Raw genomic sequence first — 23,298 nt, 5'->3', positions numbered from 1 at the left:
GGCGGCTCCCCGCCGTGACCGGCCGGGCGATATCCGTTCGCGGCGGCCGGGACGTCCCGCCTACCCTCGGCTGCATGACCAAGCCTCTCGTGGCCGTGCTCAGCGGTGCCGGTATCTCCACCGACTCCGGGATCCCCGACTACCGCGGGCCGGACGGGCTGTGGCGGCGGGACCCGGAGGCCCAGAAGCTCGTGACGTACGAGTACTACATGGGGGACCCGGAGATCCGGCGGCGCTCCTGGCAGATGCGGCGCGCGAACCGGACGCTGCAGGCCGAGCCGAACGCCGCGCACCGGGCCGTCGCCGAGCTGGAGCGGTCCGGTGTCCCGGTCCGGGTGATCACGCAGAACGTGGACGGGCTGCACCAGCTGGCGGGGATGCCCGCGCGCAAGGTGCTCGAACTGCACGGGAGCGCGCGGGGCGTGGTGTGCACGGGATGCGGGGCGCGCGGGCCGATGGAGGACGCCCTCGCCCGGGTCGAGGCGGGCGAGGAGGATCCGGCGTGCCGGGTGTGCGGCGGCATCCTGAAGTCGGCGACGGTGATGTTCGGCGAGCGGCTGGACCCGGTGGTCCTCGGCGACGCACTGTCGATCAGCAAGGCCTGCACCGTGTTCATCGCGGTCGGCAGCAGTCTTCAGGTGCAGCCCGCGGCGGGCCTGGCCGGGGTCGCCGCCGACCACGGCGCTCGCCTGATCATCGTCAACGCCGAGCCGACCCCGTACGACGAGCTGGCCCAAGAGGTGATCCGCGAGCCCATCGGCACCGCCCTGCCCGAACTTCTGCGCAGCCTGGGCGCCCAGGGCGACTGAGGGGTGCGCGGTGCCCGTCGGCGTTCTCGCGGCTTCGCCCTTACGCGCGCGTCGCCGCCAGGCCCCAGATCGTCAGCGCGACGGCCGCGCTCGTGAGCAGGGTGTAGGCGGTCACCCGGCCACCGCCCAGCGGGCGGGGGTCTTCGGCGGTCCGTGACCACAGCGGTCGCGGTTCGCACCACAGGTACGTCAGGAATCCGGCGCCCGTGAGGAGGGTCGAGAGGTACCAGTGCCCCGGGTTGGCCCGGGGTCTGTCACGGAACGCGATGGCGGCGAGTACGGCCAGGCCGCAGGCGAGTACGGTCCAGCGCAGCCAGTCCTGCGGGATGAAGCGCCAGTAGAGGACGGGGACGAACGCCGACAGGCCGCCCAGTTCCGACAGCGGGTCGTCCTCGGCGAAGGTGACGGTCTTCCCCTGGGCGCGGGCCTCGCGCCGCACCGTGTCCTCGAAGATCTGGACGCCGCCGGGGCTGAGCGGGAGTTCGCCGAAGCGGTGGGTGACCTCCTTGTCGCCGAGGAAGCCGGTCGACCAGCTCGCCCGGACCTCCAGGAGATCCGTCTGCCGGACGTGCACGACGGGTGATCCGTCGCGTCCGGCGTCCCGCACCAGGTCGGACACGCCGACCTGGGCGGGCAGCAGGTGCGACATCCCGCTGAGCATTCCGGCCAGCAGGACCAGCAGGGCCGCCGCTCGCAGGGGGCGGTCCGGTATGCGCCGGACCGCCCGGCTCGGCAGGGATGTCGCCTTCACTTGTCTCGGTTCTCCTTATTCACGGATGGTCATCGTGTAGTAGTAGGTCTGGTGCACACTGGCCATCTGGTGGCCCTGGCCTCGCTCCATGCCGATTCCCGTCCAGTCCGGGAGGTGGAACAGGGACTTGGTGCCCGTGTTGTTGAAGGCCGCGACAGCTACGGTGAACTCCCGCTTCTTCTTGTTGATGTTCACCACCTGGAAGACCTCGTTGTAGGACCCGAGGAAGGCGTCGGGTGTCCCGGTGCCCCCCTGACCGTCCGTCTTCATCCCCCAGAGGTCCTTGAAGATGTTGGTCTTGGGGTCACTATACGAAGCGTCACCACCGAGCATGGACGGCGGCAGGTCCCAGTCCGCGTCGACGGACCTGGTCAGGTACTTCAGCAGTTCCCGGTTGTGCGGGCCGGTCGCCAGCTGCTGTGTGATCTTGGCTCCCGCACCGAAGGTGAGGGCGCCGCCCTTGCCGTCGAGCCACCGCTGCAGCACGTCCTGCCAGACGACGTCCGAGGTCTGGCCCTGCAGGTCGGCGCAGCCGGCGGCGACACCGGAGCTGACTTCGGCTCCCTCGATGCACGGCTTCATGTTGCCGCCGAGGACGTACACGTAGTTGCGCAGCTCGATGGCCAGCCTCTTGTTCAGTCCCTTCTGTGTGTTCACGAGGGCGTTGAGCGCGTTCTGGCAGGCCTGGTCGCACCCGGGTGCGGGGGCCGTCGCCGGGCCGCGCGGGGTGTTGGGGATGCCGCCGCTCGTGTGCTGGCCGCTCGGCTTGCCGTTCACCACCAGCGGCGGACGGTGTCCGCAGCGGCAGGCCCGGTCGAGGCCGGTGGGGTCGCTGTAGTTGACGGGATCGTTCGCGGAGTAGCTGTAGGAGCTGAGCTTCTGCGGTTCGTACGGCGACTGCATCGGGTCCGTGGACAGGAACCGCCCCAGCTGGGGATCGTAGACACGCGCGCCCAGCAGCGAGAAGCCCGTCGAGTCGTCCTCGGCCTTGCCGAGGAAGCCACGGTCGCTGCCGCCGGCCAGACCGGTGGCCCCGCGCTGCGCCCCGAACGGCGTGTACCGGCGCCGGGTGACGACCCCGGCCACACTCACGGCGAGCTGGGTGGAGGCCTGCCCGTCGCCGAGCAGCCAGGTCAGCACGCCGTTTGCGGAGCCGTCCGCGGTGCGCATGGCGAGACTGGCGTCACCCGCGCTGTAGTAGCGGGTCGCCTTGGCCGCCGCGGTGCCCGACTTGTGCAGCTCGTGGCCGTCCAGGTAGAGGACGTTCTCCTGCTTCGAGGTGCGCAGGAGGACGTCGCCGTCCGCGTCGTAGACGTACCGGGTGGTCTCGTCGCCGCCGGTCTTCTTCTGGGTGATGGAGGCCAGCCGGCGCTCCGGGGTCCAGGCGAGGGTGGAGGCGACCCCGCCGAGGGTGCGGCTCTTCAGCTGGCCCGCGGCGTCGTAGCCGTAGGTGTCCGTGCCCGAGGGCGAGGTCACCGAGGCGACGGCGTGCGGGTGCGGCTGGTCCGGGGTGTAGGTGGACTCGTCGGCGCTGTAACCGGCGTAGGCGTAGTCCTTCTTCACCGATCCGCTCTGGGTGGTGTCGACGACGGCCTGGATGTTGCCCATCCGGTCGTAGGCGTACTTCGTCTGGTACGGCGCCGGTCCCGCGAAGTCGGACTGCGGTGTGCTGCCGCAGGTCGTCGCCGCGGTGGTCCAGGCGTCCGTGAGCCGGTTCAGGTCGTCGTAGCGGTAGCACTCCTGCTGGTTGTCGACCGAGGCACGCAGTGCGGTGACCGCGCCGGCGTCGTCCCGGGTGTAGGTGTCGTCCTGGACCTTGGTGCCGGTGCCGTCCTTCACGGTGGTGGTGACGATGTTCTTCAGCCAGCCGGTGCCGTTGGCGTCGTCGTAGGCGAAGGTCCGGGTGAGGGACGTGCCCGTGCCCGTGGTGCCGAAGCCACGCGAGGTGAGCCGGCCCAGGCCGTCATAGCCGGTCCCGGACAGATAGGTGGTCAGGGCGCTGGAGACCTTGGAGAGCCTGCCCTGTGTGGTGTAGTCCGTGGTGACGGTCTCCTGGGGCAGGCCGCCGATCGCCGGGTAGTTCACCGAGGTGACGTGGTCGACGGAGTCGTAGCCGTACCCGAAGGTGTACGAGCCCGCGAGACCGGCGCCGTCGTCCGGCACGGTGACCGTCTTCGACGTCGGGCGTCCGCCGGCGTCGTAGGTGTTCACCTTGGCGGTGTAGGCCTGCCCGCCGGAGTAGGTGGTGGACGCGGCCGGCAGGCCCTTGCCGCCGGTGGCGGAGTCGTACGTCCGGCTGGTGAGCACGGTGGTGCCCTGCTTGGTCTTCGTGGACCGCATCAGGTTGTCGTACTCGTACGTGAGGACGGTGTTGTTGGCGTCCTTGGTGGTCAGCACCTGGCCGTTGGCGTCGTACGTCGTCGAACTCGCGCCGGCGTCGGGGTCCTCGGTGGTGAGCCGGTCGCCCGCCCAGTTGTAGGTGTAGTGGGTGGTGTTGCCGCGCGAGTCGTGGATGTACTTCAGTTTGCCGCTGCGCGTGTACTCGTACGAGGTGGTGTACGACTCGGCGCCGATGTGCTCGACCACCTTCTCGGTCCGGCCGTAGACGTCCGTGTAGGTGTCGACGGGGCCTCCGGTGGGCGGGAAGACCGTCGTCAGGTCGGCGCCGCCGTAGCGGGTGACGGTCTTGTTGACCGGCTGGACCACACCGTTGACCTGGATCTGGCTCAGGGTGGTGCGTCCGGCCCAGTCGACCTCCGCGTCGGTGTACGACGACAGGTCGGCGACGGCCGCGTTCACCGGGCCCGAGCCGGTCGCCCCGGAGTTGTAGAACGGCGCCGAGGTGCCGGCCACGTTGCCCGAGGAGTCGTAGCGGGTCACGGTCACGGTGCGGCCCGTGCCCGTGGCCGACGGCTCCTGCTTCTCGCGCTCCCGGCCGAGCCCGTCGCTGTAGACGACCGACTTGGCGTAGGTCGCGCCCTTCTGGAGGGTCTCGGTGGTGGTCCTCATGTCGGCACCGGTGGCCACGTCGGGCACGCCCGTCTCGGAGGCGGCGACCGGGACGTCGTAGGCGAACTTCATCGAGGGGTTGCCGTCGGGGTAGTTCGCGGACTCGGTCGGCTTGAAGACCTGGGCGAGACGGCCCACGGCGTCGTAGACGACATGGGTGGTGTTGCCGTTGGCGTCCACGGTCTTCCAGGGGCGGCCGAAGAACCGGGAGTCGTACTCCGTGTTCGTCATCGCCGTGCCCGGGCCGGTGGTGCCGTCCGGGTCCGGAGTCGTCGTGGTGATGCCGTCGAGCGGCCAGGACGTCGGCGGGTTGTAGGCCGTCGTGGTCAGGTTGTTCTTGCCGTCCCACGCCTTGATCCGGCGTCCGGCGTCGTCGTAGTCGCTCTTCGCGGCACGGTAGGTGGCGGCGTCGGTGTAGACGCGCACCTCCGTGGCGTTGCCGTCGGTCAGATTCGTGTCGTTCTCGGTGAACGAGGCCGCGTGGTCGTAGAACGTGACGGTCCGCTTGTCCTGGTGCAGGGTGTCCTGCCCGGCCGCCTGGTCCTCCGCCTGGGTGGTGCAGGAGACGCTGTAGTGCCGTTCGTCGTCCTGGTACACCATCCAGCGCTTGGTGCCGGTCCCGTCGAGGGTGTCGGTGTTGTAGGTGCGGCCGTACTCGGTGCAGGTGTTGTCGGAGACGCCTGTCGCACCCCAGTCGTCGATCCGCATCGGCAGGCCGAACGTGGTCGAGGCCGCCTCGTTGTCGTCGTACTCGTTCTCGACGATGTGCTCACGCCAGGTGGCCGGGTCGTCGGAGGACGTCGCCAGCTTCTCCAGGCTCCGGGTCCGGTCCTCGCGGACGAACCGCGCGTCCGGAAGGCCCGTGTACTGCGCGGTGTTGTGCGTCCAGTACTCGTGCCACTGGCGGGACTGCGCCTTGTCCTCGTGGTCGCGGCTCGACGTCTCCAGCGTTCTGCCCGCGAGCCACGGCGAGTCCGTCCACTCCTTGCCGTCGGAGTCGGCGATCTTCACCGTCCGGGTCTGCGCCGGGTCCGTCTTGGACGTCCGGTCCCCGTCGAGGCCCCGGTACAGCCAGTAGTACGTGGAGTGCTTGTTGCCGCCGGCGCCCGTGGTCACCAGCACCTTGCCGTAGCCACGCCACTCCGACCAGGACTCGTCCTCGTCCTTGCCGATCGGGTCGGCCGTGAAGCGCCACCCCGGAGCACCGTCGTACTCGTAGGTCGTGGTCATCGAGGGGTCGCCGTCGGCCAGGTCGCCCGGGTCGACGACCATCCTGGTCACGACGAACTTCTTGAACCAGCCGGACTTCTCGGTCTCCGAACCCTCGGGGGTCCACTTCTGCCAGAAGCACTCGTAGTGGTTGTCCGACTGGGACGGCAGGTTGTTCGCGTCGCACTGGCGGTCGATCGCGCCGCCGTCGTCCGTGGCGTGCCCGTAGGTGGCGCTGATCACCGCACCGGTGTCGGTGAACACCTTGTTCACGCGGCGGAAGTTCAGCTCGCCGTCGCCGACCTTGTTGTCCTGCCACTCCCCGTTGAAGTTCAGCGTCGGCAGGGTGATGTCGTCGCCCGCGTAGCCGCGGCGCTGGATGTAGTCGAGCCACAGCTGGTCGCCGACCGCTCCGGACGGGTCCATCAGCGCGTACTTCATCTGGTACTGCCGCACGGTGTCCCAGTCGGCGGCGTTGGTGTCGCGGACCTTGACCAGGATGTCCCACAGCATGCCGCGCTGGAAGAACGTGGGGAAGTACGTCTTGCCCGTGCAGCTCTCCCCGTCCTCCGGGCCGTCGCAGATCAGGTCGACGGGCACGTCCGGGTACGACGACGGCTTGGCGTCGATCGTCGGGCAGTCCGGGGTGACGTTGTCCAGCGGGTCCTGCTCACTCATCCGCTCGACGCACCGGTTGACGTGCTGGAAGTCGACCTGCCCGGGCAGCTGTGCGCCCGGGATCTGGGAGGACCAGCCGTAGTCGATGCGCTCGAGGTAGGAGGCGGAGTCGTACGAGCGGGCCTTGTCGGCCGCCGCCACCGACCGGTAGAAGTTCGTCTCCCTCTTGTAGAAGTAGGAGTTCTCCACCTCGTTCGGCGTCACCACACGGTCGAGGTTCCACCGGTAGGCCTGCTTGCACGGGCTCGGGTACGAGGCATGGCACGGCTCGCCCTCGTCGTCACCTACCACGGGCACGGTCAGGACGGAGTTCGTCTTCTCGTGCTCGCTCTGGGAGTTGAGGCGCTCGGTGCGGCCCCAGCCGAAGTAGTAGCGCGTGCCGTCCTGGTGGGTGATGACCCAGAACTCGTCGGTGTTGTCGCTGCCGTAGCCGCCGTTGAGCTTCTGGACCCGCCAGCCCTCGTCGTCCTTCAGGTGGAAGGAGCCGGTGCCGGTGTTGTCCTGGACCAGCTCCGAGGTGGTGCCGCCGAGGTTGATGACGTAGTTGGCGCCGTTGGGGTCGGCGCCGGAGTTCGGGGAGTCCCAGCACAGGTCGCCGAAGGTCGGGTGGCCGTCCTGGGTGCAGTTCTTGTAGCGCCGCTCGATGTAGCCGACGTCGAGGTCCCAGCCCATGCCGACCCAGGAGGCCTGGTTGTTCGAGGCCGACGTACGGCCGTCGATGGCCTGGGAGTTGTAGTTGAGGGAGACCTCGGGGGCCTGGCCCATCGGGGGGTCGGGTATCTCGATCGGCACCGAGTAGGTGAAGGCGCCGGAGCCGAGCGAGACGTCCCACTTGCCGGTGGGCGACAGGGTGCTCGCGCGGTAGTCGCCCTTGTCGGACGAGGAGCCCGAGGTCAGCGTGTACACGGCCGGATCGGACACGGCATACATGCCGGACATCTGCTGGGTCTGCGGAGCCGCCTGGACCGTCGCGGTCAGGGTCTGCCGGCCGCTGTCGTTGTGTGCCGGGACGTACTGCGCCTTCTGGCACGCCTTGGCCTCGGGGGTGGTCGCGGCGCAGGCCGGCAGCTTGACCATCCGCAGCCGGTTCGCGAAGTCACCGCCGTAGGCGTGGGCGAAGCCCGAGTAGTCGATGGACACGTCGACCGCGCCCGTCGTGGCGCCGCCGTCCTTGCGGGCCACCCGCACCGCGAGGCCGAGGCCGCCGGCCGCCTCGGCCTTCTTGCGGTCCAGTACCTGCAGTTCGACCTTGGCCGGGGCACGGCCCGTCGGCTTCGCGGCGGCCTTCGCGGCCTTCGCGGCCGCCGGCCGTACGGTCACCACGGACGCCTTGGCCGGCCCGCTCCCTGCCCGAAGGTCCAGCGTGGCCTTCACGGGCTCGGGCCAGGACGCCTTGGGCGCCTTCTTCAGGGTCGGCTCGGTGGCTTGCGGAACCGGCGCGTCCAACGCCCTCGCCCGCACACTCGGTTCGTCACCCTTGGGCAGCGCGACCGCCGTCGTCACCGGTGCGAGCACCAGTGCGGACAGCAGACCGGCCATCAGCCCGTTGCCGACCAGCGCGGCCATGCCGCGCGAGCGCAATCGTCTCACAGAGTTCAGCTCAGCTTTCTTCGGAGAGCCGACGCACGTCGGCCACTCGCGCCCGCTGGCGGCTGCTGTGCCCGGCTGTGTGTTCGCTGTACACCGATTGCGACAGCGGCACGGACCCTAAGCGTCATGGGAATGTCCTGTCCAGTTCAAGGGAGGGTCAAGTTCCGGGCACTGTCGCAATCGTGGAACTTCTGACAAGATCCGTGCCCGTCACCTGTGAGGAATCGCAACAGTGGACGTACGCCCAGGTCAGGGCCATCGGTCCACCTGGGGAGGGAAATTCGATGCGACGCGCATCCCGTTTCGGGGCGTCGAGGATCGCCGCTGTGCTCAGTGCCGTCCTGCTCGCCGCCGGGCTCCAGTTGGGCACCGCCCCCGAGGCCGCGGCCGCCGTGGCCGAGGGCCCGGTCTTCAACAAGCCCACCGGCACCGTGGCCGAGCAGCAGGCGATCCGCACGCAGTTGCTGACGTTCGTCGACACCGCGGCGCCCGGGTCCGACATCAAGGTGGCGATGTACCACCTGTGGGACGAGGAGGTGGCCCAGGCCCTCGCCGACGCGCACACCGTCCGCGGCGTCAACGTCCAGGTGATGCTGGACTACTCGAGTTCGACGTCGGCCACGGACGCCTCGTACGGCATCCTCACGACCGCGCTGGGCACCGACCGGTCCCAGGGGTCCTTCGTCGGCACCTGCCCGGCCAAGCAGTCCTGCCTCGGCGATCCCGACGTCCTGCCCAGCAACGGCCTGAACCACAACAAGTTCTGGCTGTTCTCCCAGGTCGACGGGGCCTCCGACCTCGTGGTGCAGAGTTCCTCGAACATGTCCCCCTCGGCGTACAGCCGCATGTGGAACAACGCGTTCGTGCTGCCGTTCAACGTGCCGATGTACACGGCGTACACGAACTACTTCGCCAAGCTGAAGGCGATGGACTGGCAGAACTGGGCCTACACCTCGACCACTTCGAGCCCGTTCAAGGTGTACTTCTTCCCCTACCCGGGCTCGGGGAACACCCAGGACACCATCTGGAACATCCTCGACAACGTGACCTGCAAGTACACCTCGGGCGGCGTCGCCAAGCAGACCAAGGTCCGCGTCGCCGTGCTCCGGCTCACCCGGCAGGGCGTCGCCGAGAAGCTGACGGCTCTGCAGAAGGCCGGCTGCTCCGTCGACGTCGTGTACGCCGAGACCGACAGCGCCGCGGGCACCGGCACGCCGGGCACCTGGGAGGCGCTGCACGCCTCCGGCGGTCCCGCCGTCCGCTGCTACAACTGGGACGAGGACGGTGACCCCGCCACCACCAACTCGGTCATCCACTCCAAGTACCTGCTGATCGACGGCATGTACGACGGAGCGGTCAACAAGGTGCTGTGGACCGGGAGCCACAACTACTCCGGCCCCTCGCTCCGGGAGAACGACGAGGCGCTGCTCAAGGTGGACAACTCGGCGTACCACGACGCCTACGTCACCAACTTCAACGCGGTGAAGGCCGCCGCGGTCCCCGGCACCGCCGACGGCACCGACGCCTGCAAGGGCGTCACCAAGACGTCCGACTGAGCGTCACGGGGAGCCCGGCGGAGTCCTGTTCCGCCGGGCTCCGGGTGCGTCAGAAGAGGGCCGTTCCCCGCTCGAAGTCGAGCAGTCGCCGCTTGCGGTCGAGTCCGCCGCCGTAGCCGGTGAGGCTGCCGTCAGAGCCGATCACCCGGTGGCAGGGGACGATGATGCCGACGGGGTTGCGGCCGTTGGCGAGGCCGACCGCACGCGAGGCCCCGCGGTTGCCGAGGGCGTCGGCGAGTTCGCCGTAGGTGCGGGTCTGGCCGTAGGGGATGCGGGTGAGCTGCTCCCAGACGAGGCGCTGGAACGGCGTCCCGCGCAGGACGAGTCCGACGGTGAACTCCGTCAGCTCGCCCGAGAAGTACGCCGTCAGCTGCTCCTTTGCCTCGGCGAAGCAGCGCAGTCCGTCCTCGTTCGGACCGAAGTTCTCCGCGGGCGGACGGTGCCGCTGGCCGACCATGTACAGGCCGCACAGGGCGCCGTCCTCATCGGCGACGAGGGTGAGCGGGCCGTACGGGCTGTCGATCACGGTGTGGCGTTTCACTGCTGGGCCCTCTCAGACGGGGAGGAAGTTGATCGGGTGGCTGTCGGTCGCCCACAGGTACTGCACCGCGTACGCCCGCCAGGGCCGCCAGGCCTCGGCGCGCGCGGTGAGCGCGGCCGGGGTGGCCGGCAGGCCCAACTCCCCTGCCGCGCGGCGGATTCCGAGGTCGGTGGGGAGGAAGGCGTCGGGGTCGCCGAGGGCGCGCATGGCGATGACGTCGACCGTCCAGGGTCCGAAGCCGGGCAGCGCGAGCAGCCGGGTACGGGCCTCCGCCCAGTCCGACTCGACGCCCAGGTGCAGGGTGCCGTCGGCGAGGTGCCGGACGAGGGTGGTGAGGGTCGTGCGCCGGGTGCGGGGCATGGCCAGGGTCTCGGGGTCCACGGCGGCCAGCGCCTCGGGTGACGGGAAGAGGTGGGTGAGCCCGCCCTCGGGGTCGTCGAGGGGCTTGCCGTGGGCGGTGACCAGGCGGGCCGCGTGGGTGCGGGCGGCGGCCGTGGACACCTGCTGGCCGAGGACGGCACGGACGGCGAACTCGGCCTCGTCGACCGTACGGGGCACCCGGCGGCCCGGGGCCCGGTCGACCAGGGGCGCGAGCAGCGGGTCGGTGCGCAGCCGGCCGTCGACGGCGACCGGGTCGGCGTCCAGGTCGAGCATGCGGCGGCAGCGGCTGATGGCCACGGTCAGGTCACGCAGGTCGCTGAGGGTGAGACGGCACGCGATGTGGTCGTGCCGAGGGGTGAGGGCGACGATGCCGTGCCCGTAGGGCAGCCGGAGCGTGCGCCGGTAGGCGCCGTCGCGCCACTCCTCCACGCCGGGTACGGCCGTGGCGGCGAGGTGGCCGAAGAGGTTGTCGGGGTTGAGCGGGGCGCGGAACGGCAGGCGCAGGGCGAGGGTGCCCGGGGCGGCCGGGGCGCGGCTGCCGGGGACGCGGGCGCGCAGCTCGCTCGGGGACAGGGCGAAGACCTCGCGGACGGTGTCGTTGAAAGTGCGGATGGAGGAGAAACCGGCCGCGAAGGCGATCTCCGCCATGGGCAGCGGGGTGGTCTCGATGAGCAGGCGCGCGGTCTGGGCGCGCTGGGCGCGGGCGAGCGCGAGCGGTCCCGCGCCCAGCTCGGCGAGGAGCTGCCGCTCCACCTGCCGGGTGCTGTAGCCGAGGCGGGTGGCGAGTCCGGGCACGCCCTCGCGGTCCACGACGCCGTCGGCGATGAGCCGCATGGCGCGGGCTACCAGGTCGGCGCGCTGGTTCCACTCCGGGGAGCCGGGGCTGGTGTCGGGGCGGCAGCGCTTGCAGGCCCGGAAGCCGGCCTGCTGGCAGGCGGCGGCACTCGGGTAGAACGTCATGTTCTCGGGCTTGGGCGGCACCCCCGGGCAGCTGGGCCGGCAGTAGATCCGGGTGGTCAGGACCGCCGTGAAGAACCACCCGTCGAACCGCGCGTCCTTGGACTGCACAGCGCGCACGCAGTGCTCCCGGTCGAAGTGCATCCCTGTCTGCATGCGTCCAGCATCGACCACCGCCGGGCCCGGTCGCTGGCGGAAATCCGACACCTACGTGGGCGTGACCAGGGGCGGGCCCCTGCTCCGTCGCGGCCGCTCAGGGCCGGTTCTCCTGGCGGAACCGGGCGACCCACTCGGCGGTGGTCCGCAGCCCGCCGAAGGTGTAGAAGTGCACCTTCACCTGGCCGTGCCGCGCGGGGTCGTACCGGTGGGCCAGAGTGCGCAGGAAGCGGTCCGGGCCGGTCGTCCCCATCAGGTTGGTCAGCGAGAAGCCGTACTTGCGGGCGACGGAGGCGCTGGTGGCGACGCCGAACCGGGTGGCGTAGCCGAGCAGCCGGCGCACGCCCGCCGGACCGGGGACGCCGATGCGGACCGGCAGGTGGACGCCGCGGTCGCGGACGGCCTCCAGCCAGGTGAGCACCGGGTCGACGTCGAAGCCGAACTGGGTGATGACGTCGCCGCCGAACCGGTCGGCGGCGATGGCCGCCGCCTTGTCGGTGAGCGCCGACCACAGTGCGGGGCCGGTTATCGCCGGGTGGCCCTCCGGGTAGCCGCTGATGCCGATGTGGCGGACGCCGTGGCGCCGTAGCAGACCGGTGCGCAGGAGGGCGAGGGAGTCCTCGTACGGGCCCTCGGGGCGGGCGGGGTCGCCGCCGACGACGAAGACGTTCTCGGCGGTGCCGTCCGCCGCCAGCCCGGACAGGAACTCCTCCAGCGCGGAGCGGGAGGGCAGGCGGCGCGCGGAGATGTGCGGTACGGGGACGAAGCCGAGCCGTTTGACCGCGCGTGCCGCCGTGAGCCGCGTGCCGAGGTCCTCGCCGGCGAGGAAGGTGATGTTGATCCGGGTGCCGGGCGGGATGCCGTCGCGGGCCTCCTCCAGCCGGGGCACGTCCTTGCCGGTCATCTCCAGGGAGAAGTCGTCCAGCAGGGAGAGGCCGTCCCGCTGCGAGAGGTCGTCCGGCAGGCCGGTGACCCGCCTCGGGCTCTCGGCTCCGTTCTGGCCGGGGACGCCCCCGTCGGGCGGGGCGGTGAGAGCGGGGTTCATCGTGCTCCTCGTACGGCGGCGGTCCTGACCTCGGCCGATGATGCCACGCGGACCTCCGCCGCCTCGGGCCAGGGGCCGCACGGCGCCCGCCCCGCACAGCTCCGCGATCGCACCGTCGCCGTCGGTGAGCGGCACCGAAAGCGCCGCCCTACGCCGGGGCCGCGTGACACGTGCCGGCCCACCCGGACGCGACACGACGCGCCCCCACCGAAAGCCGACGCCGACCTGCGTGCCTGCGACCGGGAGCAGCCGACCCACGCGCCCACACCCGGGGACCACCGACCCGGATGCCTCCGCCCGAGCATCGCCGGCTCACGCGCCTCCGCCCGGGGACATGGCCCGCACCCCCGCACCCGAGACCACCGACCCACGCACCCACGCCCGGCGATCACCGACCCGCGCACCCAGGCCCGCGAATACCGCCTCGCATGCCCACGGCCGGAGACCACCAGCCCGCACGCCTCCGCCCGGGGACATGGCCCGCACCCCCGCACCCGAGACCACCGACCCACGCACCCACGCCCGGCGATCACCGACCCGCATACCTAGGCCCGCGAATGCCGCCTCGCATGCCCACGGCCGGAGACCACCAGCCCGCACGCCTCCGCCAGAGACCACCGAACCGCGCACCTATATTCGGCGGCTACCGGCCCGTACGCCTCCGCCCGGGACTCGGCTCGCACCCCCGCACCCGGAACCACCCGCCCGCGCGCCTGCCGAGGGGCCACCCTCACAGCAGGTCCTCGATGGTGATCGGTATCTTGCGGACACGGCGGCCGGTGGCGTGGTGGACTGCGTTCGCGATGGCGGCGGCGGCACCTACCTGGCCGATCTCGCCGACCCCCTTGACGCCCAGCGGGTTCACGACGTCGTCCTCGACCTCGACCAGTTCCACGTCGACGTCGGGGGCGTCGGCGTTGACCGGGACCAGGTACTCCCCGAGGCTCGCGCTCGCCCAGTGCCCGGTGCGCGGATGGGTGTGGTTGGCCTCCAGCAGTGCCTGTCCCAGGCCCCAGAGCATGCCGCCCATCAGCTGGCTCCGGGCCGTCTTGGGGTTGAGCACCCGGCCGGGAGCGAAGGCCCCGGTCATGCGCCGCACCCGGACCAGCCCCAGCTCCGGGTCCACGGCCACCTCGGCGAACTGCGCCCCGAAGGTCATCATCGCGAACTCCGCGTCCGGGCCCGGGCCCGGCGGAGTCCAGGCGCCGGACGCCTCGGCGTCGGGCTGGAAGTTGCGCTGCAGCAGATCTGCGTACGAGTCCGAGGCGGTCCCGGCGGTCATCACCCCGTCCCGCACGACCACGTCGATCGGGTCGGCGCCGTGCAGCGGGGAGTGCGCGTCCGCGACGGACCGGCCGATCAGCTGGTTGCGCAGAGCGGTCCCGGCACTGTGCACGGCGGCGCTGATCATGCCCGCGCCCGCGGAGCCCACCGCGGCCGCGATGTTCGGCAGGTCCGTGTCGCCGTCCTCGAACCGGCAGCGGTCCACCGGCATGCCGAGGGCGTCGGCGGCGACCTGGGTCATGACCGTGGCGACACCTGTGCCGAAGTCGGGAGTGGCGGCCTGGACGACGGCGGTGCCGTCGGCGTAGACGCGGGCACGCGCGCGCTGCGGGTTGGCGGGCGGGGCGACCGGGTAACCGGCGCTGGCCATGCCCGTGCCGATCAGCCAGTTCCCGTCGCGCCGCAGGCCCGGCCGAGGATCACGGTCCGCCCAGCCGAAGCGCGCGGCACCGCGCCGGTAGCACTCCCGAAGTCCGCTGCTGGACCACGGCAGGCCGGACGAGGGGCTCACGTCCGTGACGTTGCGCAGCCTCAACTCGAGCGGGTCCAGAGCGAGTTCACCGGCCAGTTCGTCCATCGCGCACTCGAGCGCGAGCATGCCGCTCGCCTCGCCGGGCGCGCGCATGAACGTGGGTGTCATCGTGTTGGCCCGGAAGACGCGGTAGATCCCCTCGAAGTTCGGGCAGGCGTAGATCTCCGAGGAGACACCGATCGAGGGCTCGGCCCAGTCGTCGAAGTGCGAGGTGGGCGACAGTTTGTGATGCCTGATCCCGGTCAGCCGGCCGTCCCGTGTCGCGCCCACCACGATGGTCTGCTCCTGCTCCTCGCGGTGCCCGACCGACGTGAACATCTGCTCGCGGGTCAGCACCAGTTTGACGGGCCTGCCGACCTCCCGCGCGGCCATCGCGGCCAGCGCCGCATGGCTGTGGATCATGGCCTTGGAGCCGAAGCTGCCCCCTACGAAGTGGCTGATGACCCGGACCTTCGACAGCGGGAGACCGAGCAGCCGGGCCACGGTGATCTGCGTGGCGTTGACCCCCTGGGTCGAGTCGTGGAGCACCAGTTCGTCGCCGTCCCATGCGGCGGTGGTGCTCGAAGCCTCAAGGGGGTTGTGGTTGTTCGCGGCGTACGTCAGGGTCGTCTCCACCCGGGCGTCCGCTTCGGCGAGGCCCGCGTCGACGTCCCCGCGCCGGACCCGGCCCGGCAGCCAGCCGCCGAAGATGCGATCGGGCACGTACGCCCGGTCGCGGCCCTGGTCCAGGGTGGTGAGCGGGGGCTCCTCCGCGTAGTGGACGCGCAGCACGCTCGCCGCGTGCTGGGCCCGCTCCCAGGTGTCGGCCACGACGATCGCGATGTGCTGGCCCGCGTAGTGGATCACGTCGTCCTGCATGGGGAAGAAGGTCTGCCCGGGTGCCGCGGTGCCGGCCAGCGAGGGGATCAGCGGTGGCTGCTCGGCGATCCTCGGCAGGTTCTGGTGGGTGAGGACGGCGAGCACGCCCGCCTCCTCCCGTGCGGTGGCCGTGTCGATCCCGGTGACGCGACCGCTCGCGACCCGGGACCCGACCAGGCAGGCGTAGGCCGTGCCGGGGACCGGTATCTCGGCGGAGTAGCGGGCGGCGCCGGTGACCTTGGCGCGGCCGTCGACGCGGTCGAGAGGCTGTCCGATTGCCGTCGCGGTCGTCATGCCGGGCTCCCGCTGCCGTCGCTGACGAGGGTTTCCAGGGCGCGCACGACGGCGCGCTGGACGAGTTCGACCTTGAAGGCGTTCATGCGGGTCGGCCGGGCGGCCGCCAGTTCCACCCGGGCCGCCTGCTCGAAGTTGACCCGGTTCGCCGGGGCCCCGATCATGAAGTCCTCGACCCGCCGGGCCCGCCAGGGTTTCGTGGCCACTCCTCCGAGTGCCACGCGGATGTCCGCGACGGTGCCGTCCACGACGGAGACCGCGGCCGCCACCGAGGCCAGCGCGAACTCGTAGCTCTCGCGGTCCCGCGTCTTGAGGTAGAGCGAGTGGCGGGCCAGTGGCATGGCGGGCACCTCGATCGCGGTGATCAGTTCGCCGTGTTCCATGGGGTGCTCGCGGTGCGGGGAGTCTCCGGGCAGCAGGAAGAAGTCGTCGAACGCGTAGGCCCGCTCGCCCCGGGGGCCCAGCGTGTGCACCCGGGCGTCGAGGGCCATCAGCGCCACGGCCACGTCCGAGGGGTGGGTCGCGATGCAGTGCTCACTGGTCCCGAGGACGGCGTGGCCGCGGCTGAACCCCTCGACGGCCGAGCAGCCGGAGCCCGGATCGCGCTTGTTGCAGGGTGACACCGCGTCCCGGTAGTACGAACACCGCACCCGTTGCAGCAGGTTGCCGCCCATGGACGCCATGTGCCGCAACTGTGCCGAGGCGCCCAGTTCCAGCGCCTGGCAGATCACCGGGAATCGCTCGCGCACCACGGGCGACGCGGCGACCTCGCTCATCCGGGCGAGGGCCCCGATGCGCAGCCCTCCCTCCCGGGTCGTCTCGATGCCCGTCAGCGGAAGGCCGTTGATGTCGACGAGCCTTCGCGGGTGGAGGACGTTCTGGCGGAGCAGATCGATCTCGGTGGTGCCGCCCGCGAGGAAGTCGCTGGTGGGATCCGCGCTGACGGCGGCGACCGCGGTGGCGGTGTCCGTGGCCCGGGAGTAGGTGATCGGCCGCACGGCAGGACTCCTAGGATCCGTTGTCGCGGACCGCGCGGATCGCGGCCCGTATGTTCGGGTAGGCGGCGCAGCGGCAGACGTTGCCGCTCATCCATTCCTTGATCTCGGCGTCGTCGTCCGCGTGGCCCTCTTCGAGCAGTGCCACGGCCGACATGATCTGGCCGGGTGTGCAGTAGCCGCACTGGAAGGCGTCCTCGGCGATGAACGCCCGCTGCATGGCGTGCAGTTCGTCGCCCTCCGCGAGCCCCTCGACGGTGGTCACCTCGCGCCCCTCGCAGGTCAGGGCGAGCGTCAGACAGGCCAGCACACGACTGCCGTCCACCCAGACGGTGCAGGCGCCGCACGTGCCCTGGTCGCAGCCCTTTTTCGCGCCGGTGAGGAAGAGGTGTTCGCGCAGTGCGTCGAGCAGGCTGACCCGTGGCTCGATCTCCACAGAGTGTTCGGTTCCGTTGACCGTCAAGGTGACCCTGACCGGGCCTGGGCCTCGTTCCTCCAGTGTCTGCCCCTGTGCGGTGAGGGCCGGGCCGTGTACAGACATGGGTCACCTCCAGCAACCGACAGTTTCATCCTCGTACCGCCACATATGTGCTGCAACCGTAGGATTCCGGTATGAGCGACGTCGCGCGGGAGGCCCCTGAGGCGGTGACCGTGGTCTTCACCTGGGAGGTGAGGCCCGGAAAGGAGGCCGAGTTCGAGCGCTGGGCCCACGGGATCGAGGCGGAGGCGGCCGCGTTCACCGGGGGGTGACCTGGCTGCGCCCCGAGGGCGAGAGCAGGAACTGGTACGCGGTCGTCCGGTTCGCGGACACCGCCGCCCTCGACCGCTGGCTGGCCTCACCGGGGCGAGCCGCGTGGGAGGACCGCGTCGGACCGATCGGCCGCTCCGTGCGGCCGAAGCTGACCACCACCGGCCTGGAGACCTGGTTCAGCGTCCCCGGAGCCCCCGCGCACCCGCCCGCGCGCTGGAAGATGTCCCTCGTCACGATCCTCGCGGTCTACCCGTTCGCCCTGCTGTACGACGGGCTGGTCGCCGAGTACTTCCACGGCTGGCCGCTTCCCTTGCGGACCCTGGTGTTCCCCGTCTTCCTCGCGCCTGTGCTGACGTACGCGGTCATGCCCTGGCTCAGCAGGGCCCTGCGGCGCTGGCTCTACCCGAGGGGCTGAAGGACGACGAGGGCCCGCGGCCGGGGCAGGGCCCCGCGGGATCTGGAGCGGTTCAAGGGCCCCGCGGGATATGGACCGGTCACTCAGGCCCGGTTTGGCCCTGGCTGCCGGACCACTGCCCCGGCAAGGTGGTGTTCCCGAACGTCGAGGAGGTCCTGTTGAGCGTCTCGTTCCCGCTGGTCACCCCGGTTCCGCCGGTCCCTTGCCGCCGCACCGCGGCACCTGTGGGCCCCGGTGCGCGAGCGGCGGTGTCGTGATCATGCGATTCCGGCATGCGGAGACCACCTGGGCCGCGTTTCCCGAACTGTCCTCCGGCGCGCTGTACGCCACCGGCATCGACGCCTCGGCGGACACCGGGCCGCGCGCCGCCGCGTACACCGCCCGGGCCGCGGCGCGGCTGGCCAAAGCCACCGAGGGCGAGTTCCCCGAAGTACTGGCGTGGCGGCGGGCGTTCACCCGGATGGGAGTGAAGCCGACGCAGTACCGGTGCGCGTCGGAGTCGCTGCTGCGGCGGCTGCGGAGAGAGGGGGCGCTGCCGCGCATCCACCCGCTGGTGGACCTGTGCAACGCCCTTTCGGTGGCGTACGCGGTGCCGGTGGCGGTCCTCGACGCCGACCGCATCGCCGGGCCGCTGCTGGAGGTGCGCCCGGCCCACGGGGACGAGACGTACACGACGTTCGGCGGCGGCGTCGAGCGTCCCGTGCCCGGCGAGGTGACCTTCGTGGACTCCGCCGGACGGGCGCACGCCCGCCGCTGGACGCACCGGCAGAGCGGTCACTCGGCGGTCGGCGAGCGGACCGGCCGGGTGCTGGTGGTGGCGGAGGCCATGCACGACGGCGGCGCCGAGATGCTGCCCGAGCTGCTGAAGGCGGTCGAGGAGGAGGTGGCGGCGCACTGGGACGCCGTCACCACGACGGGGCTGCTGACGCCGGACGCACCGGAGTTCGCCCTCGGTCTCTGAGCCGGGCGTGTGGGGGCGGCGACAGGACGTGACAGCATGAGCCCGGTGGACGAGGGGCGGGCGGTGCCGACGAGGGGAGAACTCCCGGACCACGGTTCCGACTTCCTGCAGCTGGCCGTCGGTGACGTGCCCGCCGGCGGGAAGGCGGAGTGGCTGGCCGGCCGGCTGCGGCAGGCGATCGCCGACGGCCGGCTGGCGGTGGGCGGCCGGCTGCCGCCCACCCGGGTGCTGGCGGCGGAGCTGCGGGTCTCGCGCGGGGTGGTGACCGAGGCGTACCGGAGGCTCGCCGAGGACGGCCAGGTGGAGGGCCGGCGGCGCGGTGGCACGGTGGTGGTCGCGGCACCGTTCGCGACCCCGGCGGCGGCCCCCGACTGCGCGGCCGCGCCCGGCACGGTGTTCACCGGCGCACCGGGCGTGGACGTCTTCGACGCGCTGCGGGCCGCCCCCGCCGCCGTCGACTTCACCCCCGGGCGTCCCGACCTCGCCACCTTTCCGCGCGCGGCCTGGCTGCGCGCCGAACGCGCCGTCCTCGCCGAGCTGTCGGCCGGCCATCTCGGCTACGGCGATCCGCGCGGCGCCCCTCGGCTGCGGCGGGCCGTCGCCGACTGGCTCGCCCGGATGCGGGGCGTACGGGTGGCGCCGGACGAGGTGCTGATCGTCGCGGGCACCGCGCAGGCGCTGACGCTGCTGCACCCGGTGCTGCGGGCGGACGGCGTCGACGGTGTGGCGGTGGAGGACCCCGGCTCGCTCGGGGCCCGCCAGCACCTGCGCAACGGGGGCCTCGCCACCCCGCCGGTGCCGGTCGACGAGGACGGCGTGCGGGTGGACGCGCTGCGTGCCACGGGAGCCCGAGCGGTGCTCCTCACCCCGGCCCACCAGTTCCCCACCGGGGTGGTGACCAGCGGCGAGCGCCGACGTGAGCTGCTGGGCTGGGCGCGTGAGGGCGGACTGATCCTGGAGGACGACTACGACGCCGAGCACCGCTACGACCGGCCGCCGGTGCCCGCGCTGCGCGCGCTGCTGGCCGACCGGGTGTGCTACATGGGCAGCGTGTCGAAGCTGCTCGCTCCGGCGCTGCGCATCGGCTGGCTGGTGGCGCCGCCCCGCCACCGCGCCGGGCTGATCGACGCCAAACGCTTCAACGACCTGGGCAACGCGGTGCTGCCCCAGCTGGTGCTGGCCCGGCTCATGGAGTCCGGTGAACTGGAGCGCCATCTACGGCTGTTGCGCGGCCGCCATCGCAGGCGCCGGGACGCGATGATCGCCGCCCTCGCCGAGCACCTGCCCGGCGGGGTCGTGCACGGCGCCGCGGCCGGCCTGCATCTGACGGTCACCTACACCGCGGACGTGCCCGACACCGAGGTCGCCGCGGCCGCGCTCGCGCGCGGTGTGAAGTGCCAACCGCTGTCCTGGCACCGGCAGTCGCCCGGCCGTCCCGGCCTCGTCCTCGGTTACGCGGCCACCCCGCCGGGGGTCGTCGCCGAGGGCGTGGCGCTGCTCGGCCGGACGCTGCGCGAGCTGAGCTGACCCGCCGGCGTTCTCGGGCCCGGCACAGGCTCCCTGCGCCTGCCGTCAGCCGGCCTGCCGGGCGAACGCCTCGTACGCCCGGTCGTCGAAGAGGACGAAGCGCACCTCCTCGACGGCTGTCGGCGTGCCGCGGACCGTGGCCACGGCGATGCGCGCCGCGTCGTCCATCGGCCAGCGGTACACACCGGTGGAGACGGCCGGGAACGCGACCGTGCGGGCGCCCAGCTCGTCGGCGACGCGCAGGGACTCGCGGTAGCAGGAGGCGAGCAGGTCGGAGCGGTCCTCGGTGGCGGACCAGACCGGGCCCACCGTGTGGATGACCCACCGGGCGTCCAGTTCTCCCGCGGTGGTGGCGACCGCCTGGCCGGTGGGCAGGCCCTTGCCGTACCGGGAGGCGCGCAGCGCGCGGCACTCCTCCAGGACTGCGGGGCCGCCGCGCCGGTGGATCGCGCCGTCCACTCCCCCGCCGCCGAGGAGGGAGGAGTTGGCCGCGTTGACGATCGCGTCGGCACTCTGCCGGGTGATGTCGCCCTGTACGAGGGTGAGGATGGTCATTGCTGTCTCAGCCTCCGCCATACGGCCTTGGCCGCGTTGTGCCCCGACATGCCGTGCACGCCCGGTCCCGGCGGGGTCGCCGAGGAGCAGATGAACACCGCCGGGTGGGGGGTGTGGTACGGGAACAGGGACAGTCTGGGGCGCAGCAGCAGCTGGAGTCCGGAGGCCGCGCCGCAGGCGATGTCGCCGCCGACGTAGTTGGCGTTGCGGGCGGCCATCTCGGCGGGGCCGGCGACCGCGCGGGCGAGCACGCGGTCGCGGAAGCCGGGGGCGAAGCGCTCCAGTTGGCGTTCCATGGCGTCAGTGAGGTCGCCGGACCAGCCGTTCGGGACGTGACCGTACGCCCAGAAGACCTGCTTGCCCTCGGGGGCACGGGTGGGGTCGACCACGCTGGGCTGCACGGTGATCATGAAGGGCCGGTCGGGGGCGCGGCCCTCGCGGGAGGCGGCACGCAGGGCCGTGCCGATCTCGGCGCTGCTCGCGCCGATCTGGACGGTTCCGGCGACGCGGGCCTGCGGTGCGGTCCAGGGCACCGGGCCGTCCAGCGCGTAGTCGATCTTGAAGACGCTGGGCCCGTACCGGTAGTTCGCGTAGTGGTCGCCGAAGCCGGCGATGCGGGCGAGCGCCGTGGGCGAGGTGTCGAAGACGTACGCGCGCGCGGGCGGCAGGTCGTCCAGGCGCTTGACCTCGTAGTCGGTGTGTACGGCGCCGCCGAGGTCCTTCAGGTAGGCGGCGAGGGCGTCGGAGAGGGCCTGGGAGCCGCCGCGGGCCACCGGCCAGCCGCGGGCGTGGGCGGACAGCGCGAAGACCAGGCCGATGGCCCCGGTGGCCAGTCCGCCGAGCGGGGCCATCACATGGGCGACCAGGCCCGCGAAGAGGGTCTTGGCGCGCTCGTCCTTGAAGCGGCGCATCAGCCAGGTGGACGGGGGCAGGCCGGCCAGCCCGAAGCGGGCCAGGGTGACGGGATCGCGCGGGAGCGCGGTCAGCGGCAGGGACATGAAGTCCCGTACGAGGGTGTCCCAGTGGGCGAGGAACGGCTCGACCAGTCTGCGGTAGGCGCCCGCGTCGCGGGCCCCGAAGGAGGCGGCGGTCTCGGCGACCGACCGGGACAGCACGGCGGCGCTGCCGTCGAGGAAGGGATGCGCCATCGGCAGGTCGGCGTGCAGCCATTCCAGGCCGTAGCGGTCGAGGGGCAGGGCACGGAACGCGGGCGAGTTGATGCCGAGGGGGTGGGCGGCCGAGCAGGGGTCGTGGCGGAAGCCGGGGAGGGTCAGCTCCTCGGTACGGGCGCCGCCGCCCAGGGTGGGCTGTGCCTCGAACAGGGCGACGGAGAAACCGCGGCGGGCCAGCTCCACGGCAGCGGTCAGTCCGTTCGGTCCCGCACCCACCACGACCGCATCGAGCATCGACGGCACCTTCGGACCCCTTCGTCAGCCGATGGCCACTCGACATCAGGATATGCCGGGGGGCCGACATGCCCGGGCCGGGGTGGCCCGCGCGAGCACCCCCGCCGTCAGGCGGCCGCGCGCAGCAGGCCGGCCAGCCGGGCGGCGGTGGCGGCGTCGCGGGCGGCGATGAACGGCAGGGCGTTGCCGCCGGTCACGCGGAACGGCTCGCCGCTGAGGGTGACGTGAGCACCGCCCGCCTCCTCGACCAGGAGCAGACCGGCCGCGTGGTCCCAGGCGGCCTCCCAGGAGAACGCCACGGCGTCCGACTCGCCCCGGGCGACAGCGAGATACTCCAGTCCCGCGGAGCCGCAGGGGCGGGGTGCGACGCCGTCGGTCCACAGGGCCCGCAGGGCGCGCTTCTGCTCCTCGGTGGTGTAGTCGGGGTGGGAGGTGGCGACGACGAGGTCCCGGCCGGGCGCGGGCGGGCCCGCGACCAGCCGCTCGCCGTCGAGGAAGGCGCCCTGGCCGCGGACGGCGGTGGCGAACTGGTCGCGTGCCGCGGCATAGGTCCAGGAGGCGATGACGACGCCGTGCCGGGCGAGTGCGACCAGCGTGCAGAAGCCGTCGTCGCCGTTCACGAACTGGCGGGTGCCGTCGACCGGGTCGACGATCCACACCGGCGCGTCGCCCCGGAGCGCGTCGTACGTGGCCGGGTCGGCGTGCACCGCCTCCTCGCCGACCACCACGGAGCCAGGCAGCAGGGCACCGAGGTCCGCGGTGAGCCGCAGCTCGGCGAGGCGGTCGGCGTCCGTCACCAGGTCGTGCGGCCCGCTCTTCTGGGCCACCTCGTGCTCGGCGAGGTGCCGGAAGCGGGGCAGGATCTCGGCCGCGGCCGCCTTGCGGACCGCCTCCTCCACGTCGGCCGAGCAGCGGGCGAGAAACTCCTCGATGGTTTCCGTCTCTTCGATCATGCCTCCATGAGAGCACGCCCCACTGACAATCCCCGCCCGTCCGGTGCACGCCGGGTGGAATCGGGGTGAAGAACAGGAGTCGGAC

General features: G+C 71.9%; 17 protein-coding genes. 6 read left to right on the top strand and 11 right to left on the bottom strand.

All coding sequences use genetic code 11. The features are described 5' to 3' along the window. Nucleotides 1–74: 74 nt before the first annotated feature. The gene (locus tag ACZ5CW_RS16540; protein ID WP_468601755.1) at nucleotides 75–809 is read left to right on the top strand and encodes an SIR2 family NAD-dependent protein deacylase; all 735 of its coding nucleotides are present in this window, start codon (nucleotides 75–77) and stop codon (nucleotides 807–809) included. Nucleotides 810–849: 40 nt separating this feature from the next. Here the strand turns inward: ACZ5CW_RS16540 and ACZ5CW_RS16535 are convergent, their stop codons facing one another. Together ACZ5CW_RS16535 and ACZ5CW_RS16530 are read right to left on the bottom strand one after the other, a co-directional pair. Beyond that, a complete protein-coding gene (locus tag ACZ5CW_RS16535) occupies nucleotides 850–1,560 on the bottom strand; it encodes a hypothetical protein (RefSeq protein ID WP_468601753.1) in 711 nt (236 codons plus the stop codon). 15 nt (nucleotides 1,561–1,575) lie between these two features. Continuing rightward, entirely contained in the window at nucleotides 1,576–8,046 is a 6,471-nt protein-coding gene (locus tag ACZ5CW_RS16530) for an RHS repeat-associated core domain-containing protein (protein ID WP_468601751.1), read from the bottom strand. Between the two features lie 284 nt (nucleotides 8,047–8,330). Between ACZ5CW_RS16530 and ACZ5CW_RS16525 the strand changes: the two genes are divergently transcribed. Then, nucleotides 8,331–9,602: a phospholipase D-like domain-containing protein gene (locus ACZ5CW_RS16525; RefSeq protein WP_468601750.1), complete on the top strand. Its 1,272-nt coding sequence runs from the start codon at nucleotides 8,331–8,333 to the stop codon at nucleotides 9,600–9,602. Nucleotides 9,603–9,651: 49 nt separating this feature from the next. Here the strand turns inward: ACZ5CW_RS16525 and ACZ5CW_RS16520 are convergent, their stop codons facing one another. The 6 genes from ACZ5CW_RS16520 to ACZ5CW_RS16495 all read right to left on the bottom strand — a co-directional run bounded on the left by ACZ5CW_RS16520 (nucleotide 9,652) and on the right by ACZ5CW_RS16495 (nucleotide 17,186). Then, nucleotides 9,652–10,143 (bottom strand): methylated-DNA--[protein]-cysteine S-methyltransferase, encoded by a 492-nt coding sequence (locus ACZ5CW_RS16520; RefSeq protein ID WP_468601748.1) that lies wholly within the window; start codon nucleotides 10,141–10,143, stop codon nucleotides 9,652–9,654. Nucleotides 10,144–10,155: 12 nt separating this feature from the next. Then, nucleotides 10,156–11,637, bottom strand: coding sequence for an AlkA N-terminal domain-containing protein (locus ACZ5CW_RS16515; RefSeq protein ID WP_468601746.1), 1,482 nt, complete (start codon nucleotides 11,635–11,637; stop codon nucleotides 10,156–10,158). 97 nt (nucleotides 11,638–11,734) lie between these two features. Next, entirely contained in the window at nucleotides 11,735–12,541 is an 807-nt protein-coding gene (locus tag ACZ5CW_RS16510) for a methylenetetrahydrofolate reductase (protein ID WP_468602066.1), read from the bottom strand. Between the two features lie 871 nt (nucleotides 12,542–13,412). After that, nucleotides 13,413–15,650, bottom strand: a complete 2,238-nt coding sequence (locus ACZ5CW_RS16505) for a xanthine dehydrogenase family protein molybdopterin-binding subunit (protein WP_468601744.1) — start codon at nucleotides 15,648–15,650, stop codon at nucleotides 13,413–13,415. Then, nucleotides 15,647–16,648 carry an FAD binding domain-containing protein gene (locus tag ACZ5CW_RS16500; RefSeq protein WP_468601742.1) on the bottom strand — a complete coding sequence of 334 codons (1,002 nt, stop codon included), beginning with the start codon at nucleotides 16,646–16,648 and terminating at the stop codon, nucleotides 15,647–15,649. The genes ACZ5CW_RS16505 and ACZ5CW_RS16500 overlap by 4 nt, the downstream gene beginning before the upstream one ends. Nucleotides 16,649–16,658: 10 nt before the next feature. Then, the gene (locus tag ACZ5CW_RS16495) at nucleotides 16,659–17,186 is read right to left on the bottom strand and encodes a (2Fe-2S)-binding protein (protein WP_468601740.1); all 528 of its coding nucleotides are present in this window, start codon (nucleotides 17,184–17,186) and stop codon (nucleotides 16,659–16,661) included. Between the two features lie 71 nt (nucleotides 17,187–17,257). Here ACZ5CW_RS16495 and ACZ5CW_RS16490 point away from each other — a divergent pair, with 71 nt between their 5' ends. The 4 genes from ACZ5CW_RS16490 to pdxR all read left to right on the top strand — a co-directional run bounded on the left by ACZ5CW_RS16490 (nucleotide 17,258) and on the right by pdxR (nucleotide 20,299). Further along, nucleotides 17,258–17,395, top strand: coding sequence for a hypothetical protein (locus tag ACZ5CW_RS16490; protein ID WP_468601738.1), 138 nt, complete (start codon nucleotides 17,258–17,260; stop codon nucleotides 17,393–17,395). Continuing rightward, entirely contained in the window at nucleotides 17,392–17,811 is a 420-nt protein-coding gene (locus ACZ5CW_RS16485; protein ID WP_468601736.1) for an antibiotic biosynthesis monooxygenase, read from the top strand. Before ACZ5CW_RS16490 ends, ACZ5CW_RS16485 begins: the two co-directional genes overlap by 4 nt. A 259-nt stretch (nucleotides 17,812–18,070) precedes the next feature. Then, complete coding sequence (locus ACZ5CW_RS16480; protein WP_468601734.1) at nucleotides 18,071–18,772, top strand: B3/B4 domain-containing protein; 702 nt, start codon at nucleotides 18,071–18,073, stop codon at nucleotides 18,770–18,772. Between the two features lie 36 nt (nucleotides 18,773–18,808). Next, nucleotides 18,809–20,299 (top strand): MocR-like pyridoxine biosynthesis transcription factor PdxR, encoded by a 1,491-nt coding sequence (gene pdxR / locus ACZ5CW_RS16475; RefSeq protein ID WP_468601732.1) that lies wholly within the window; start codon nucleotides 18,809–18,811, stop codon nucleotides 20,297–20,299. A 45-nt stretch (nucleotides 20,300–20,344) separates the two neighbouring features. Here the strand turns inward: pdxR and ACZ5CW_RS16470 are convergent, their stop codons facing one another. From ACZ5CW_RS16470 to ACZ5CW_RS16460, 3 genes are all read right to left on the bottom strand, one after another. Continuing rightward, complete coding sequence (locus tag ACZ5CW_RS16470; RefSeq protein ID WP_468601730.1) at nucleotides 20,345–20,854, bottom strand: O-acetyl-ADP-ribose deacetylase; 510 nt, start codon at nucleotides 20,852–20,854, stop codon at nucleotides 20,345–20,347. Continuing rightward, nucleotides 20,851–22,260 (bottom strand): phytoene desaturase family protein, encoded by a 1,410-nt coding sequence (locus ACZ5CW_RS16465; RefSeq protein WP_468601728.1) that lies wholly within the window; start codon nucleotides 22,258–22,260, stop codon nucleotides 20,851–20,853. Before ACZ5CW_RS16465 ends, ACZ5CW_RS16470 begins: the two co-directional genes overlap by 4 nt. Nucleotides 22,261–22,367: 107 nt before the next feature. Next, entirely contained in the window at nucleotides 22,368–23,213 is an 846-nt protein-coding gene (locus ACZ5CW_RS16460; protein WP_468601726.1) for an inositol monophosphatase family protein, read from the bottom strand. Nucleotides 23,214–23,298 lie beyond the last annotated feature (85 nt).

It is taken from the genome of Streptomyces sp. NPDC031379 (genome assembly GCF_055569615.1).
The sequence above is the reverse complement of the archived record's forward strand: the minus strand, read 5'-3'. Positions and strand labels throughout refer to the sequence as shown.